16 protein-coding genes are annotated in these 17,879 nt (G+C 32.9%); 14 read left to right on the top strand and 2 right to left on the bottom strand.

Going from position 1 to position 17,879, the window contains the following annotated elements; all coding sequences use genetic code 11:
* Positions 1–23: 23 nt before the first annotated feature.
* The 11 genes from SD960_RS05595 (at position 24) to SD960_RS05645 (ending at position 12,841) form a co-directional block, all read left to right on the top strand.
* Positions 24–1,838 (top strand): OmpA family protein, encoded by a 1,815-nt coding sequence (locus SD960_RS05595; protein ID WP_318801365.1) that lies wholly within the window; start codon positions 24–26, stop codon positions 1,836–1,838.
* Between the two features lie 48 nt (positions 1,839–1,886).
* Entirely contained in the window at positions 1,887–2,657 is a 771-nt protein-coding gene (locus SD960_RS05600; RefSeq protein ID WP_318801366.1) for a hypothetical protein, read from the top strand.
* 2 nt (positions 2,658–2,659) lie between these two features.
* The gene (locus SD960_RS05605) at positions 2,660–3,490 is read left to right on the top strand and encodes an ATP-binding cassette domain-containing protein (protein ID WP_115844600.1); all 831 of its coding nucleotides are present in this window, start codon (positions 2,660–2,662) and stop codon (positions 3,488–3,490) included.
* Positions 3,491–3,499: 9 nt separating this feature from the next.
* Positions 3,500–5,032, top strand: coding sequence for an AAA family ATPase (locus SD960_RS05610; protein WP_318801368.1), 1,533 nt, complete (start codon positions 3,500–3,502; stop codon positions 5,030–5,032).
* A gap of 633 nt (positions 5,033–5,665) precedes the next feature.
* Entirely contained in the window at positions 5,666–6,112 is a 447-nt protein-coding gene (locus tag SD960_RS05615) for a GNAT family N-acetyltransferase (protein WP_318801369.1), read from the top strand.
* Positions 6,113–6,205: 93 nt separating this feature from the next.
* Positions 6,206–7,666, top strand: coding sequence for a lipopolysaccharide biosynthesis protein (locus SD960_RS05620; protein WP_318801853.1), 1,461 nt, complete (start codon positions 6,206–6,208; stop codon positions 7,664–7,666).
* A gap of 28 nt (positions 7,667–7,694) precedes the next feature.
* Positions 7,695–8,129 (top strand): dUTP diphosphatase, encoded by a 435-nt coding sequence (gene dut, locus SD960_RS05625; protein WP_042564863.1) that lies wholly within the window; start codon positions 7,695–7,697, stop codon positions 8,127–8,129.
* A gap of 224 nt (positions 8,130–8,353) precedes the next feature.
* Entirely contained in the window at positions 8,354–9,370 is a 1,017-nt protein-coding gene (locus SD960_RS05630) for a sugar phosphate nucleotidyltransferase (RefSeq protein WP_318801371.1), read from the top strand.
* A gap of 26 nt (positions 9,371–9,396) precedes the next feature.
* The gene (locus tag SD960_RS05635) at positions 9,397–10,746 is read left to right on the top strand and encodes a tetratricopeptide repeat protein (protein WP_318801855.1); all 1,350 of its coding nucleotides are present in this window, start codon (positions 9,397–9,399) and stop codon (positions 10,744–10,746) included.
* A gap of 13 nt (positions 10,747–10,759) precedes the next feature.
* Positions 10,760–11,536, top strand: coding sequence for a DUF4292 domain-containing protein (locus tag SD960_RS05640; RefSeq protein ID WP_318801372.1), 777 nt, complete (start codon positions 10,760–10,762; stop codon positions 11,534–11,536).
* Between the two features lie 24 nt (positions 11,537–11,560).
* Positions 11,561–12,841, top strand: coding sequence for a murein hydrolase activator EnvC family protein (locus SD960_RS05645; RefSeq protein ID WP_042564859.1), 1,281 nt, complete (start codon positions 11,561–11,563; stop codon positions 12,839–12,841).
* A gap of 37 nt (positions 12,842–12,878) precedes the next feature.
* Here the strand turns inward: SD960_RS05645 and SD960_RS05650 are convergent, their stop codons facing one another.
* Positions 12,879–13,301: a CBS domain-containing protein gene (locus SD960_RS05650; RefSeq protein WP_318801373.1), complete on the bottom strand. Its 423-nt coding sequence runs from the start codon at positions 13,299–13,301 to the stop codon at positions 12,879–12,881.
* A gap of 215 nt (positions 13,302–13,516) precedes the next feature.
* On the opposite strand from SD960_RS05650, the gene rbfA reads away from it, so the two are divergent.
* The 3 genes from rbfA (at position 13,517) to SD960_RS05665 (ending at position 16,708) form a co-directional block, all read left to right on the top strand.
* On the top strand, positions 13,517–13,909 hold the full coding sequence (gene rbfA / locus SD960_RS05655) for a 30S ribosome-binding factor RbfA (protein WP_318801374.1): 393 nt from the start codon (positions 13,517–13,519) through the stop codon (positions 13,907–13,909).
* Position 13,910: 1 nt separating this feature from the next.
* Entirely contained in the window at positions 13,911–15,110 is a 1,200-nt protein-coding gene (locus SD960_RS05660; protein WP_318801375.1) for an ABC transporter permease, read from the top strand.
* Positions 15,111–15,280: 170 nt separating this feature from the next.
* Entirely contained in the window at positions 15,281–16,708 is a 1,428-nt protein-coding gene (locus SD960_RS05665; protein WP_318801376.1) for an MATE family efflux transporter, read from the top strand.
* Positions 16,709–16,876: 168 nt separating this feature from the next.
* Here the strand turns inward: SD960_RS05665 and dusB are convergent, their stop codons facing one another.
* Positions 16,877–17,869 carry a tRNA dihydrouridine synthase DusB gene (dusB, locus tag SD960_RS05670; protein WP_073394480.1) on the bottom strand — a complete coding sequence of 331 codons (993 nt, stop codon included), beginning with the start codon at positions 17,867–17,869 and terminating at the stop codon, positions 16,877–16,879.
* Between the last annotated feature and the right edge of the window lie 10 nt (positions 17,870–17,879).

The raw sequence follows: 17,879 nt of genomic DNA on the forward strand, positions 1-17,879 counted from the left end.
GTAAATTTAATTTTTAAATAAAAATGGGAAAAATTTTAAGAACAGAAAAGTTAACGACGTTTTCTGAATTATTAATCGTTATTGCTGGAATTGCTGTAATTTTAGGAGGCGTTTATTACTTATCTCCAGGAATCAAGACTGCTGTTTCAAAACAATTAAACGGAATTGAACTGAATCAAACAGATGTAAATAATGTTACGAATGCCGCAAAAATTGCTCTTCCGTCTACGGAAATATCTTCAGAAGTTGCAGACAAACCTTTAGTGAAAATTGGAGCTTATGCCTGGAATGCACAGTCTGGAATTATCGTTTCTAATGGTGGTCCTAAAACAACAAAAGGATCATTAATGGAAAAAAACGGAGTTAATCTTGAAATTATCCGTCAGGACTGGCTTTCAGAATTGCGTAATATGCAAATGAAATTTATCGAGGAATTTGATAAAGGTGAAGCTTTTCCTTCTTCAGATAAAAGTGTTTTTGCTGTTATGATTATGGGTGACGGAGCGCCATTTTATATTAGTTCTGTTCAAAAATCATTAGACGAAAAATACGGAAAAGACAAATACCACTTACAAGTTATGGGTGTTGTAGGTATGAGTTATGGTGAAGATAAGTTGATTGGACCACCAAGCTGGAAATCAGATCCAAAATCTATGAAAGGTTCAGTTATCTCTGCGGTACTCGGAGATGGTGACTGGGTTACAACCGTAAACTATTGTTTTGCAAACGGATTAAAAGTAAATCCTGATCCAACAACTTACGATGCAGAAGCGGTAAATATTTATCCATCAGAAAATGATGATTATATTAAATCAGCAGAAGAATTAATCAAATCTCAAACAACAGGCTGGACAGTTACTTTGAAAGAAGTTGTAGATGGAAAATTAACAGGGAAATCAGTTAACAGAAAAATCGACGGTTGTGCAACATGGACTCCTGGAGATAAAACGGTTTTTGATAAATTGACAGGTTTTGTTGACATTGTTTCTACAAAAGAATTCAATAACCAAATGCCAACAGCTCTTATTGGAGTGAAAGAATGGGCTGTGAAAAATCCAGATATCGTTTCTAATATTTTGAAATCGGCATTGACGGCTTCAAACCAAATGAAAAATTATGAAGACTGGAAAGTAAGAGCTTCACAAGCAGTTGCTGATACTTATAAAATTGAAACAGCTGATTATTGGTACAAAATGTTCAAAGGACAACAAGGAACAAAAGCTGGATTGACTTATAATATGGGTGGTTCAAAAGTCTTTAATTATGCTGATGCAATGCAATATTTTGGTTTGTCTGATGGTGTGAACAGATACAAATCTGTTTATAATCAGGTTTCAGGATATTTGACAGAATTGAATCCGTTTGGATTTAATGAAAATGTAGGAGCTGTTGTTCCTTACGATCAGGCGGTAAACTTATTCTTTTTGAAAAACATCAACGATATCGAATCTACTTCTGCAGATAAAGCAGATTATAGTGGAGAAGCAAAAGAGGTAGTAGCTTCTGGAGAATGGAAAATTAATTTCAATACAGGAAGTGCTGACATTTCAAACTCGTCTAGTAAAGAAGTAGAAAAAATTTACAATCTTTTGGTACAGGCTGAAAACACAAAACTAACAGTTGTTGGACATACTGATAATGTTGGAAATCCAGATTCTAATTTAGCTCTTTCAAAAAGCAGAGCAGAAGCGGTTGTAAATTACTTAAAACAAAAAGGAATTCCTGCAAGCCGTTTCCAATTAGTTGACGGAAAAGGTCAAGCCGATCCAATTGCAGATAATAATTCTGCTTCTGGAAAAGCTTTAAACAGACGTGTAGTTATTACTTTCTTAAAATAAAAAATAAAAAAAGGCTATCTTTTATAGGTAGCCTTTTTTACAATTAGCATGATAAAAATTTTAACTCCTTTCGAAAAAATATCAAAACAAAACAGAACGCTTATTTTATTAGGCTGGTTAGTTCTTTTGATTATTATTTGGTTTGCAACAACCTCTGGTGAAAAACATCTTTTCCCTTCTCCTTCTCAGGTTTTAACAGGTTTTCAGGATTTGTATAGGGAAGGTTTAGTTGTACATATTTTCAATTCATTGTCTTTATGTTTTATTTCAATTTTTTTGGCTACAATAATTTCTTTATTATTTGCCTATGCCTGGCCAATTCCGTTATTAAAATCAATTTCTGAATTTGTTACAAAATTTAGATTTTTGCCTTTTACCGGACTTTCATTTTATATAACGATGGTTGTTCATGAAGCAAGAGCAATGCAGGTTTGGATTTTAGTAATTTTCCTTACTACTTTTTTGACAACGTCATTAATTGCGGTTATTAAAGATATTCCCCAAGAAGAATTTGATCACGCCAAAATGCTAAAATGTACCCGTTGGGAAGTTCTCCTGCAGGTTATTATTTTAGGAAGAATAGATTATGTAATTGATGTAATCAGACAAAATCTTGCCATAACCTGGATGATGCTAGTTACGGTAGAATCTATCGTGGTGGCTTCCGGAGGATTAGGGTTTTTGATAAAAAACTCAGATAAATTCATGAATACCGGAAGAATCATTGCGCTTCAAATCATTATTTTATTAATAGGTCTTGGCTTAGATGCAGGAATAAATTACTTAAGAAAAGCACTATTTAGATATTCAAAAATATAATCATGAAACACGAATATAAAGAGACGCTTTTGTATGTAGAAAATCTTAGCGTTGCATATGATGATACCGTTATCATAAAAGATATAAGCCTTATAGAAAAAGATGTAGTTCGCGATGGAGTTGAATGCACAGGACAAGTTATCGCTTTTGTTGGAAGATCAGGAAGAGGAAAATCAACTTTTTTTAAAGCATTGACAGGATTAATTCCAACCAATACAGGAAAAATATTAATACGGGATTTTGAAAACAAAGAACCTAATGCAGCAAAATCTGTATGCGAAGGCGACATTGGTTTTGTAGATCAAAAATATACCTTGTTCAGACATAAGACAGTTACTGAGGCTTTGAAATTTTCATTAAGAAAAACAACACTTTCTAATACTGAAAAGGATGAAAAAATAAAGCAATACCTGAAAGAATGGGGATTAGAAAATTGTAAAGACAAATATCCTAATGAACTTTCAGGAGGACAAAGACAAAGAACAGCTATTATAGAACAGCTGTTTTCTTCTGATCAGTTTATTGTTTTAGATGAGCCTTTTTCAGGTTTAGACGTTGGAAATATTGCAGAGGTAAAAAAATCTTTCGAACTGTTAAGCAATTCGTCTGATTTTAATACGGTTATTTTTTCTACACATGACATCGAATTAGCGATAGAATTGGCGCAGACTATTTATGTTATTGGGCATCCAACCATTAATGGTAAAAAAGAAAACTATGGAACAATTGTAGCCAAATATGACTTAAGAGACATGGACTTGGCCTGGAAAGATTATTGTGATGATCATTTAAAATTATCAAAAGAAATTATTCATCAAATGATGATTTCTTAAAGTTAGAATATGTCAAAGAAGAACAATCCGATATCGATTATTGAAGAATCATTTTTGTCTCTAAAAAAATATTTAGAAACAAATATATCTATGAATGAAGCCGTTTTTACGGCTTCATTTATTATAGCGCTGCAAAAAGAAACGAAACAGATTCTTGAAATTTGCAATGCATTAAATCAGGATGCAGATTTTATTCAGAAGATAAATGAAGCCGTAAATCCGGTTTTTTCGAAAGGTTTATTGTTTAAAACAGAACATTTTTTTCTTTCTGATATTATTGCTCTTTACGAAAGAGAACCTGGCGCGAAAAACGAAAAACAAGAGTTTGTTTTGGCTTATTACTATGATGCTTTGCGCAACAATCATTTTGCAGATCAAAACTCTGTAAATGAACTTAATCAGTTGGTTTTTACAGAGAATTTTAAAAATCATCTTTTAAAAATCAAAAGAGAAAATAAGATAGCAATTTCAAATGCACAACAAAATCAATATTTACTTCCAGAAGTTTTATCCGAAAAAAAGAACAATAAAATAGAAGAAATTCTAATCAAATATCAAAATTTCATTCATTTTGCATTTGATAGAAAATTTGAAAATGCAACAGCTTTCAGTAATTATTTAGGTTTAAATCTGAACAAACCAAAAACAGATCAAAAAGAAATAGACAATCTGCCAGAAGAAGACACGCTCGAAAAAGTTCTTAAAGAGTTAAACGATCTTGTTGGTTTAGCAGAAGTAAAAAAAGATGTTTCGGAACTAATCAACTTATTAGAAATACAAAAAAAACGTTCGAAACAAGGATTAAAAAATGTTGAAATTACATTGCATACTGTTTTTCTGGGGCCTCCTGGAACAGGAAAAACTTCTGTAGCAAGACTTTTAAGCCGAATTTTTAAACACTTGGGATTTTTATCCAAAGGTCAAATGTTTGAAACAGACAGAGAAGGTTTGGTCGCCGGTTATGTTGGACAAACAGCCACAAAAGTCAACACTGCTGTAGAATCAAGTCTTGGCGGTGTTTTATTTATTGATGAAGCTTATGCCTTAAATCAAAATGCATTTGGAAATGATTATGGAGCCGAAGCCGTAAATACATTACTGAAAAGAATGGAAGATCATCGGGAAGATTTGGCAGTTGTAGTGGCTGGATATACGGAGCCGATGAAAATTTTTATAGAATCTAATCCAGGATTGCGATCTCGTTTTAATAGATATTTCTATTTTAATCATTTTACTCCGGCAGAATTATTTGAGATTTTTGAATCATTTTGCTCAAAATCTGATTTTATTATTTCTGAAGATGCAAAAGAAAAATTAACAGATACTTTTGATTTATTATACGAAAGTAAAAACGAGAGTTTTGGAAATGCCAGAGTTGTTAGAAACCTATTTGAAAAATGTATTCAGAATCAGGCTAACAGAATTGTGAAATTAAAAAAAATCAGCAATAAAGTTTTAAAAACACTTACCGAAGAAGACATTCCTGAACCACAAGAAACAAAGAAAAATGTTAATCTTGAATTAAAGAATAAAGAAGAATAGGACTAAATGTTGTGAGGAAACATAAAGAGAATTATACTCACTAATTATTTTTTTGCCACAGAGAACACAAAAAAAGAGCCAACAATTATTTGTTGGCTCTTTTTATTTATAGTAGTTTGTAGTTTTCTTTTTTTAAATGAAACTTATAAAATGGTGATTCTCAATTCATTCATAAACCGAGAATCAATACCATTTTATAAAATTACTGACAGATAAAAATCTGCAATGCTTTGTCTTTCATGGGAACAAACTAGCTTTATTAGTCCCAATGCTCTGTTTTTTTAAGGGTTACATTTCAGCAGAATCAATCCCTTTTGCTTTGTCTTTTATGGGAACAAACTAGCTTTATTAGTCCCAATGCTCTGTTTTTTTAGGGTTACAATACAGCAGAATCAATCCCTTATGGCTTTGTCTTTTATGGGAACAAACAAGCTTTATCAGTCCCAGTGCTTCCTTTTTTATAAGGGTTGTATTTAGCTTTCTCAATCCCTGTGATACAAATTTAAGAAGAGAAGTTGTAAAAAAAGTTATATAATTTTTATGAAAATTTTATACATTTCACATGTTTTAGTTTTGTATCTTATAAGTGGCTATAAAAAAATTGAGTATTTTTGACTTCCATTTACTATTATAATGAAACTACAGATACAAGAACTCACTACAATTAAGGAAATGCTGCAGCAAATTGAAACGATGCGATTTCTTTATCCTAATCTTTCCATTGAGAAATACGAGGAATATCTTTCTCAAATGGTACCTCATAACTATATTCAGATTGGAGTTTTTGAAAATGAAGTTTGTCTTGGAATTACCGGCTGTTGGTCGGCAACAAAATTATGGACAGGTAAATATCTTGAAATCGATAATTTTGTAGTGAATCCTGAATTTCGTTCAAGAGGAATTGGAAAAATACTAACGGATTATATTGAACAAAAAGCGATAGATCTGGATTGCAGCAGTATTGTCCTGGATGCTTTTACTGGAAATTTTGCGGCGCACCGTTTTTACTACAATCAAGGTTACGGGCCAAAGGGTTTTCATTTTGTTAAAATTTTAGACGAAAAAAAATTAACAGTATAAATTATGTCTAAGTTTTTTTATTGAATCAACAAAATCAATAATAAACGAAAGAATTGGTTATTTTTGTCTTACAAACTTTATTACATACATATTTTGGGATTATATAAAAATCTATTCAAACAAACGGCTATTTACGGATTAGCGACAGTATTACCCCGAATGCTAAGTTTTTTATTAGTGCGGCTTTATACCGGGATTTTACCAACGTCTGAATACGGAGAAGTTTCGATTGTTTTATCATGGATGGTTTTCTTTAACGTGGTACTTTCTTACGGAATGGAAACCGCTTTTTTTAGATTTTACAGTGCCGAAGAAGATAAGCAAAATGTAATTGCAACATCAACAATTTCAATATTTTGGTCTTCGATCGGGTTTCTTTTTGCAGCATTAATTTTTAGAAATACCTTAGCAAACTGGGCAGAAGTCGACGCTCAGTATATCACTTATTCGGTTTGGATATTAGTATTGGATGCATTGGTTTTGGTTCCATTTTCAAAACTAAGAGCCAACCAAAGACCAATGGTTTATGCGGCCATAAAAATAGGAAACGTAGTAATTAATATGTTGCTTAATTTCTTCTTTTTAATATACCTGCCAAAACTTGCAGCTGCAAATCCTAATTCGGTTTGGGATAACTTATATGTAGAAAATTTCCAGATTGCTTATATTTTCATCGCAAATCTATTGGCAAGTTTGGCAACATTTGTCGTGCTTTCCCCAAATTATCTTTATTTGGGCAGAAAATTTGATCCTGTACTTTGGAAAAAAATGATGAAATACGGTTTACCAATTTTGGTTGCCGGTCTTGCTTTTGCAGTTAATGAACATTTTGACAAAATTTTACTTGGATATTTGTTGCCTGAAAATTTGGCCAAGTCAGAAGTTGGGGCTTATTCGGCCTGTTATAAATTAGGATTGTTTATGGTTTTGTTTGCAACAGCTTTCAGGTTAGGAATTGAACCTTTCTTTTTTAGTCATGCAAAAAGTGAAAATGCTCCACAAACATATGCAGTAATTACTAAATATTTTGTGATTTTTGGATCGCTTATTTTATTGGGAGTAATTGTTTTTGCAGATGTTTTAAAATATCTTTTGCTTGACAATAAATCCTATTGGGAAGCCATGAAAGTCGTTCCCTTAATCATTCTGGCCAATTTCTTTTTAGGAATTTACAACAATTTATCGGTTTGGTATAAGCTGACGGACAAAACAAAAATAGGCGCTTACATTTCTATAGTTGGTGCGATTGTAACTTTGGTTTTAAATTATATGTTAATTCCAAAATACAGTTATTATGGTTCTGCAATTGCAACAATTTCGGCTTACGGAAGTATGATGTTAATCTCATACATTTTAGGAAATAAATATTATCCAATACCTTATGATATGAATAAAATTGGCGCTTATTTGGGTATTTCAATTCTGTTTTCGGCTATTTCTTTTTATGGATTTAGAGAAAATTATTTTGTTGGAATCCCGTTATTACTAGCGTTTATCTATTTTGTTTATCATAACGAAAAAAACACAATCAAAGGAATTATGAATAGAAAGTAATTGTACTTTTTAATCTTTAAAATAAAAAATGAAAATACAAATAATCAATAAGTCACAACACGCATTACCAAATTACGAAACAATTGCTTCGGCAGGAATGGATTTACGTGCGAATTTAACGGAATCGATAACATTAAAACCATTAGAAAGAACCATTGTAAAAACGGGACTTTTTATTGAATTACCAATAGGTTACGAAGCACAAGTAAGACCAAGAAGCGGTCTGGCTGCAAAAAAAGGAGTGACTGTTTTAAATTCTCCAGGAACTGTTGATGCTGATTACAGAGGAGAAATAGGCGTAATTTTAGTAAATTTATCAAACGAAGAATTTGTAATCGAGAATGGAGAACGAATTGCTCAATTGATTATTGCCAAACACGAAAGAGCTGAGTGGATTGAAGTTGGAGAGCTTTCTGAAACATCAAGAGGCGAGGGCGGTTTTGGAAGCACAGGCGTAAAATAGTTTTCAGTCACAGTTTCAGTAATCAGTTTGAGTCGCATTTTTCAACGTTGAGTTAAGCTTTGCGATCTTTAAAATGAAAAACTTAAAAATCTTTGCGAATCCCGATAGTTATGGGGATTGCTAACTTTGCGGTAAAAATTTTAGATAAACTTAATTTTACCGTAACTTAATTTGAACTAACCAAACTGAAGATTTAAAATCTTCCCATATTAAAATAATTCAAAATGAAAATAATCGTTCCAATGGCGGGTCGCGGATCAAGACTTAGGCCACATACATTAACAGTACCAAAACCATTAATTCCGGTTGCGGGAAAATCTATAGTACATCGTTTAGTTGAAGATATTGCCAAAATATTAAAAGAACCAATCGAAGAAGTTGCTTTTATTTTGGGAGATCCTGCTTTTTTTGGAGATGATCTTGTAGAAAGTTTAGAAGAATTAGCGGGAAGTTTAGGAGCAAAAGCTTCTATTTATCGTCAGGATTTACCTTTAGGAACGGGTCATGCTATTATGTGTGCCAAAGAATCTTTATCTGGTCCGGCAGTTATCGCTTACGCGGATACTTTGATAAGAGCAGATTTTGAATTAGATCCTTCTGCAGATGCTGTAATTTGGGTAAAACAAGTAGAGCAACCTGAAGCATTTGGAGTTGTAAAATTAAACAGCAACAACGAAATTGTAGAATTGGTCGAAAAACCTAAAGAATTTGTAAGTGATTTAGCGGTTATCGGAATCTATTATTTTAAAGAAGTTGGCGATTTGAAAAAAGAACTTCAGAGTGTTTTGGATAATAATATTCAGAATGGCGGTGAATATCAAATTAATGACGGAATCAAAGCAATGATGGCTAACGGAAAAGTTTTTAAAACCGGAAGCGTAGATGAATGGATGGATTGCGGAAACAAAGATGTAACTGTAGAAACTAACAGCAGAATGTTAGGATTTTTACATAACGATGGTGAGCATTTAGTAGATTATAACGTAACTTTAGATAACTCAACGATTATTCCACCTTGTTTTATTGGCGAAAATGTAGTGTTGAAAAACACAACAATTGGTCCAAACGTGTCTTTAGGAAATGGATGCCATGTAACTGATAGTATTATTAAAAACAGTTTGGTACAAACTTTTTCACAAATAAAAAATGCTAACTTGGACAATGCAATGATCGGAAACCACGTTAGTTACGATGGTAAGTTCACAAGTATTAGCATTGGCGATTATTCTGTTTTAGAATAATAATTTAAAAAGAAATTATGTAAATGATGAAAAAAAGAGTTTTAGTAATTTTAGTATTCGCTTTGTTCAGCAATGCATTTTCGGTTATGGCGCAAACCAATCCGGAAGATATTGCTATGGCAACAGATGAGTATCAGGACTCTTTTTATGAATCATTGAAACAAAAAGGAATTGAAAATTACGATAAAGCGATCGTATCTTTAGAAAAATGTATCAAACTAAAGCCTAATGATGCCGTAGCTTATTTTGAATTAGGTAAAAATTACCTGTCTTTAAAAGATTATGGTAATGCCCAAAGTTCTTTTGAAAAAGCAACACAATTAGATCCAAAAAACAAATGGTACTGGCTGGGAATTTACGATGTAAGTTACGAAACCAAAAACTATCCTTTGGCAATCGAAACAATTCAAAAAATTATTCCGTTTGACGAAGAATATAAAGATGATTTAATTTCGTTGTATATGATTTCAAATCAATATGACAAAGCGCTTACAACGATTAATGAAATGAACGATAAATTTGGAAAATCTGAAGATCGAGATCGTTATAAAATGCAAATTTTATCTCAGGGAAAATATCAAAATGCAGAGGCTTCGAATTTAATTGATCAGATTAAAAAAAATCCGAAAGAAGAATCCAATTATATAGATCTGATTTCTTTGTATTCAAAATCAAATGAAACGGATAAAGCTTTGGATGTTGCAAAACAATTGGCAAAAGAAATTCCATCATCAGAATGGGCACAGGTAAGTTTGTTTAAAGTTTATTTAGATGCTAATCAGGCAGACAAAGCGATTAATTCGATGAATATAATTTTGGTAAGCTCAAAAATTGATTCGAAAATAAAACATCGAACACTAAATGAGTTTTTGATTTATACAAATAAAAATCCGCAATATGCGCCGGCTTTAGAAAAAGCAATTGGTTATTTTGATAATGATCCAAATGTTGATGTTGCGAAAGAAATAGGTAAATTTTATCATAGCAAAAATCAGTTTGAAAATGCAATTAAATATTATGAAAAAGATTTAAAAGCGAATTCAGATACAGATCGTGAAACAAATTTGCTTTTGCTTGATGCTTACACACAGGTAAAACAATTTGAACCTTTGACAAAAAGAGCGATGATGATGATTGAAGTTTATCCGAGTCAGCCGCAATTTTATTATTTTGCCGGAATGGGAAGTAATCAATTGAAGCAATTTAAAAATGCGAAAACCGTTTTAGAAATGGGATTGGATTATGTGGTTGATGATTTTAAGCTTGAAGCAAATTTTAATTTTCAGTTAGGAGAAGCTTATAATGGATTGGGAGACGCCAGGAAAAAAGAGGAATACTTTTTGAAGGCAAATGAGTTATTAAAGAAAAAAAAGTAAAGAAAAATTCAAGATGAAAAAATATATAGCATTTGTATTGGTATCAGTTTTTATGATTTCCTGTAAATCTAAAGCTGTTGCGGTACAAAACAATAAGACAGAAGCTGCACCAAAAACGGATAACAAAGTAGTAGAGAAACATTACGACAATAAACTAGATTTCAAAACATTATATATAAAAGCAGGTGCAAGATATGTAGATGAAAAACAAAGTCAGAATGTTACTGCCGAAATTAAAATTGAAAAAGATAAACAGATTTTAATAAGCGTTCGTTTTCTTGGAATCACAATGGCAAAAGCATTGATTACACCAACAAGTGTAAGTTATTACGAAAAAATAAACAGTACTTATTACGATGGAGATTTTACCAGTTTAAGCAAATGGCTGGGAACAGAACTGGATTATAGCAAAGTACAGAATTTATTGGTTGGAGAAGCTCTTGACGATTTAAGAAAAGGAAAATATACACAAACAATTGTAGAAAATCTTATTCGATTGGAAGATGAAAAAGACACTAAATTAAAAAAAACTTTCTTTCTTGAGCCTGAAAAATATTTGCTTCAAAAGGAACAAATTTCACAGGCAACAGAAAATATTATGTTAGAGATTAAATATGCTGATGCTAAAGTTTTTGATCAGGGAACGCTTCCAACAAGTATTGAAATAAACGCGATTCAGCCAAAAGGAAAAACAGACATCAATTTAAATTACAATAATATTTCGTTTAATGAAGAACTTTCTTTCCCTTATAGCGTCCCTGGTGGTTATAAGAAAGTTTTAATTAAGTAAATTTGCAAAAAGAAAAAGATAAACATGCCGAAATTTCTCCTCAGCCTAATTTTTATATGTGCCACAACTTTTGGATGGGCACAGGATTCGCAGCAAGAAAAACTTGAACAGCGAAAAGCTCAGATTCAGCAGGAAATTAGAGACAACGAAAAAATGTTGCAATCTGTAAAGAAAAAAGAAAAATCAGCAGTAAATGTGTTTTTAATTCAGGCAAATAAAATTAAGCTGAAAGAAAAACTTATTAATACAACGGCAAAGCAAGAAAAGATCTTAAATAACGATATGTATATTAACCAATTGAAGGTTAATAAACTAAACAGAGAATTGGCTATTTTAAAAGAAGATTATGCCAAAATGATTTTAAAATCGTACAAAAGCCGCTCTGAACAAAGCAGAGCAATGTTTATTTTGTCTTCAGAAAGTTTTTTACAAGCTTATAAAAGAGCACAATATTTAAAACAATATACCAATTTCAGAAAAAATCAAGGTTTAGAAATTGAGTCAAAAACCAATGAATTAGTTGATTATAATGCCAAACTGGACGGACAAAGAAAAGTTAAGAAAAAAATTATTGCTGAAAACGAAAAAGAAAAGCAAAGCTTAGAAGTTGAAAAGAAAGAACAGCAAAAATTGGTTAACGAAATTAAAAAAGACAAAAATAAAATTATTGCCGATACAAGATCTAAACAGCAGGAATCGAAAAGAATTGACGCAAAAATTAAGGATCTTATCCGTGAACAAATTAGATTAGCCAATCAACGGGCAGAAGAAGAGAGACGTAAAAGAATCGCAGAAGGTAAAGCCAGCGAAGCAGATAAAGCAGAGGCCGCAGCACCTAAAAGTTATTCATCAGATAGAATTACATTAACCCCGGAAGGTAAAATTTTAGCTGCCGATTTTAAAGCAAACAGAGGAAAACTGCCTTGGCCGGTAGAGAAAGGATTTATATCTCTTGGCTACGGAGATCAGCCACATCCAGTATATCCAACATTGACTGTTCATAATTCTGGAGTAGAGATTACTACAGAACAAGGAGCAAATGCGCGCGCAGTATTTGAGGGAGTAGTATCAAAAGTTATAGCCTTGTCGCCTGTAAATAAAGCTGTTTTTATTCAGCATGGAGATTACTTTACAGTATATCAAAATCTAAGTCAGGTATCTGTTGAACAAGGTGACAAAGTAAAAGTTAAACAAAGTATTGGAAAAGTAAGAACAAGTGGAGACACTGGAAAAACAATTATTAAGTTTTTGATTCTTCAAAATACATCAAATAATAATCCGGAAGGATGGTTACAAAACAGATAAAAGAAAGGGAGCAATTAGCTCCCTTTTTTATAATTATTTAATTAGCGTATTGTTCAAGAAAATATTTTACAACATCTGTAGTTGTGACAATTCCTTTAAGCTGGCCATTATCTACAACCGGCAAAGCATGAAAATCTTCTTTCACAAAAATTTCTGCCAAATCTTTAATTATAGTTTCAGATGAAACGGTTTTGGGTTTTGAAGTCATAACCTGAGAAATAGTAAGCATGTCAAGAATGGCTTCATCTGCACCTTCCTGTCCTTCAAACAAAGCGCCGAAAGTCAATCGGTTGATATCTGTTCGGCTTATAATTCCCACAACTTCTTTGCCTTTCACAATTGGAATGTGTCGAATAGCATTTTTCCTTAATTGTTCAACAACGGTTTTTAAGTCGTCATTTTCATTTGCAGTCACTACGGTTTTAGTCATAATATGACTGATTGGTTCTCGCTTTTTCATAGTTAAAGAATTTATTATTCTATCAAAGATGTAGAATAATTCTCATAAATAACATGATTTTTATCATCACCAAACAATGAACCAATTAGATGATTTATTGGTTTTTTTGATGTAAAAGATTGAAATTTGAAATAAAGAAGATAAGAATGTAAAAATCATCCCATTGTTCATTTGAAAATTGCATTGATGAAATTTAAAAATAGTATTTTTGCATTATGGAAACAAATAGACAGAAAAAAATAGGCGGTGTCATCCAAAAAGATTTGGTTGATATTTTGCAAGGTGAAGTGCGAAAAAACGGAATTAGTAATTTGGTAATTTCGGTATCCAAAGTTAGTGTTACTTCAGATTTATCTGTGGCAACGGTTTATTTAAGCATTTTTCCTCAGGATAAAGCGAAGGAAACTTTAGAAGGAATAAAATCTAATACCACATTAATTAAGCATGATTTGTCACAACGTGTACGTTTGCAATTGCGTCGTGTACCAAACCTGGTATTTTTTATCGATGACTCATTAGATTATATTGAGAAAATTGATAATGCTTTATCAAACAGAGAAAACCCAATAGAAAACCGTGATCTTTTAGATAAAAGAAGAAAATCATAAATTGAATTTCCCCCTCTACATAGCCAAACGTTACATTTTTAGCAGAAGTAAAAACAATGCTATTAATATTATCAATCGCATAGCCAGCTTAGGAATTATAGTTGGTACAATGGCTCTGTTTGTGGTTTTATCTGTTTTTAGCGGATTAAAAGTCTTCAGTCTTTCGTTTACAAACGAAATAGATCCTGATTTAAAAATGACAAGCACAATTGGAAAATCATTTTTGATAACCCCGGATCAGGATAAACAGCTTAAGAAAATTGACGGAGTTGCTTCGTATACCAAAATTATTGAAGAACGTGTTTTGTTTTTATTTAAAGACAAACAACAGGTTACGTATTTAAAAGGAGTTGATAGTCTTTATCCTGTGGTAAATGACATCAACAAAAAACTTTTTAACGGGCAATGGATTAAGCCTGAAACGTATCAGGTTGTTGTGGGTTATGGAATTGCCAGAGATTTCTCGATGGGAATTTTAGATTTCGAAAATCCGCTGCAGATATTTGCTCCAAAACCCGGAAAAGGAGCTTTTGAAAACCCTGAAGAAGCATTTAATAAAACTGATGTTTTACCGGTTGGAATTTATTCCATCAGCGAAGATTTAGATTCTAAATATGTATTTGCTGATTTAAGTTTAGCACAGGAATTACTGATGTATAAACCCAATCAAATTTCGGGAATTGAATTTCATTTAAAAGAAAATGCAAATGAAAGCGCAATCAAAACTCAACTAGATGAAATTTTCAAAAACAAAATCACTTTAAAAAATAGAGCACAACTAAATGAGTCTCTATATAAAATGCTCAATACCGAAAACATTGTGGTTTACCTGATTTTTACCTTAGTAATTATCGTGGCACTTTTTAACTTGGTTGGAGCATTAATTATGATGATTTTAGAGAAGAAAGGAAACTTAAAAACCCTTTTCAATCTTGGAACAGAAATTAAGAGTATCCGAAAAATATTTTTGCTGCAGGGAACTTTGCTAAGTGTTTTTGGAGGAATTGTTGGTCTTGTTTTAGGAATCATTTTGGTACTGTTACAACAGCAATACGAGTTGATTATGATCACGCCAACTTTAGCATATCCGGTTGTTTTTAGTCTGGAAAATGTATTGATTGTTATGACAACAATTGTTTCCCTTGGTTTTGTAGCTTCTTTAATTGCCAGCAGTCGCGTAAGCAAAAACTTATTAGATTAATACTTCTTCCTAAAAATATTACCTATATTTATCCTCTCAAAAGTACAGCCTTATGATTGTTTCTGCTTAATCCTAATTTATTTCTTACAAAGAATTAGGATACTTACGTTTATTTTCTTGAGTTCAGATATAGTGTATCTGGGCTAGTCTTATCATTTATCCTAACTATCATGACAGAAACTACAATAAAGAGAAGTTTATTTTCTAAAATTTTTACCACATTAACACAAGCATTAAAAGGCGATGAATCTTTTGATTATACCGCCGGAAGTATCAAAAAAGCAGTCATTTTACTAGCCATTCCGATGGTTTTAGAAATGATGATGGAATCTGTTTTTGCTTTAGTCGATTTATATTTCGTCGGACATTTAGAGCACAGCAGTTTTGCAATTCAAACAGTTGGTTTAACAGAATCTGTTTTAACGATTATATATTCCCTTGCAATTGGAATGAGCATGGCGGCAACCGCAGTTGTAGCAAGACGTATTGGAGAAAAAGATCCAGTCGCGGCGGCAAAAGCAGGAATGCAGTCGATCATTATTGCATTTGCAGTCAATAGTGTAATGAGCATTTTTGGAGTTATTTATGCTAAAGATATATTGATGTTAATGGGAGCGTCCGCAGATGCTGCAGAACACGGTTATCGTTTCACACAAATCATGATTGGTTCAAGCTTATGTATCATGCTTTTATTCTTAATTAACGGAATATTTCGCGGGGCAGGAAACGCAGCAATTGCCATGAAAAGTTTGTGGCTGGCCAATATTTGCAACATTATTTTATGTCCAATATTGATTAACGGTTTTGGACCAATTCCTGCTTTTGGATTAACAGGCGCTGCTTTGGCTACAACTTTAGGAAGAAGTATTGGAGTACTATACCAAGTGTATCATTTGTTTTCTGGAAACAATGTTTTAAAAATCAAAATTGCGTATTTCGCACCAGATTTTAAGCAGATAAAAGCATTAGTAAAAATTGCAGCTCCGGGAATTTTACAATTTGTAATAGCATCCTGCAGCTGGATTTTCCTGGCGCAATTAGTAGCAACAACCGGAGGTGATCATGGATCTGCGGGCTATCAAACGGCGTTGAGAATTATGATGTTTTTCATTCTTCCGGCTTGGGGGTTAAGTAATGCCGCCGCAACTTTGGTCGGGCAAAATTTAGGAGCCAAACAAATCGAGCGTGCCGAAAAATCTGTGTTCACAACAGCAAAATACAACGTGATTTTTATGGCAACCATTATGGTTATTACCTTATGTTTTGGAAAATATATTATTTCCTTTTTCACGAATGATGAAATGGTCCGAACAGTCGCAGTAGAAGCTTTACAAATTATGAGCGTAGGATTTATTTTTTACGGAATTGGAATGGTTTTAATAAACACTTTCAATGGGGCAGGTGATACCTGGACGCCAACGGGAATTAATTTCTTTGGATTTTGGTTGTTCCAAATCCCATTAGCATACGTATTAGCGAAACATTTTAATATGGGACCAACAGGAGTTTTTATCGCAATTCCGGTTGCCGAAACGGCTATAACTTTAGCGGGAATTTTCTTTTATAAAAGAGGGAAGTGGAAACGTATTCAAGTATAAATTTTATTTCAAGCATGCTTTGTCATTCTGAGGAACGAAGAATCTCCGCAAGTAACTCAACAAAGATTGAACGTTACTAATAAATACAAGAAAGACCTTCATTTGAAGGTCTTTTGCATTTAGATCTTTGTCAAAGTTTCAAACTTTGACAAAGATTACGCTATTATTTTAAACAAACTCATATCCCGCATAAACCTGTTCAATTTCTTTCATGATAGCAAAAAGATTTTCAGGTTCGTCGGTTGTAACGAGTTTTTGTTTGTATTCTTTAAACGAATGAATTCCTTTAAAATAATTGGTATAATGACGTCGCATTTCAACAATTCCTAAACGTTCACCTTTCCATTCCATCGACCACATTAAATGATTTCTGGCGGCCTCGACACGATCAATAACCGTTGGTGCAGGCAAATGTTCTCCGGTTTTAAAGAAATGTTTGATTTCGTTAAAAATCCACGGATAACCAATCGCGGCGCGACCAATCATGATACCGTCAATTCCGTATTCGTTTTTATATTTTAATGCTTTTTCAGGACTGTCGATATCGCCATTTCCAAAAATTGGCATGGTGATTCTCGGGTTATTTTTCACACGTGCAATATGCGACCAATCGGCGTGGCCTTTATACATTTGCGCGCGGGTTCTGGCGTGAATTGTCAAAGCCTGAACACCAATATCCTGAAGTCTTTCTGCAACTTCATCAATATTAATTGAACTATCATCCCAGCCCAAACGCGTTTTTACTGTTACAGGCAAATCAGTGCTTCTGATAACGGCTTTTGTCAAACGCACCATCAAATCGACATCTTTCAAAACTCCGGCTCCGGCGCCTTTACAAACTACTTTTTTAACGGGGCATCCAAAATTAATATCAACCAAATCCGGTTTTACAGTAGAAACAATTTTAGACGAAAGTGCCATTGCTTCTTCATCACCACCAAAAATCTGGATTCCAACCGGACGTTCGTAATCAAAAATATCCAGCTTCATTCGACTTTTGATAGCATCACGAATTAATCCTTCCGAAGAAATAAATTCAGAATACATCATGTCAGCGCCATGCGTTTTGCATAATCTGCGAAACGGCGGATCGCTCACATCTTCCATCGGTGCGAGTAATAAAGGAAATTCGGGTAATTCTATGTTGCCAATCTTGACCATCTTCAATATT

The sequence above is a fragment of the Flavobacterium sp. MMLR14_040 genome, assembly GCF_033657265.1.
Classification (GTDB): domain Bacteria; phylum Bacteroidota; class Bacteroidia; order Flavobacteriales; family Flavobacteriaceae; genus Flavobacterium.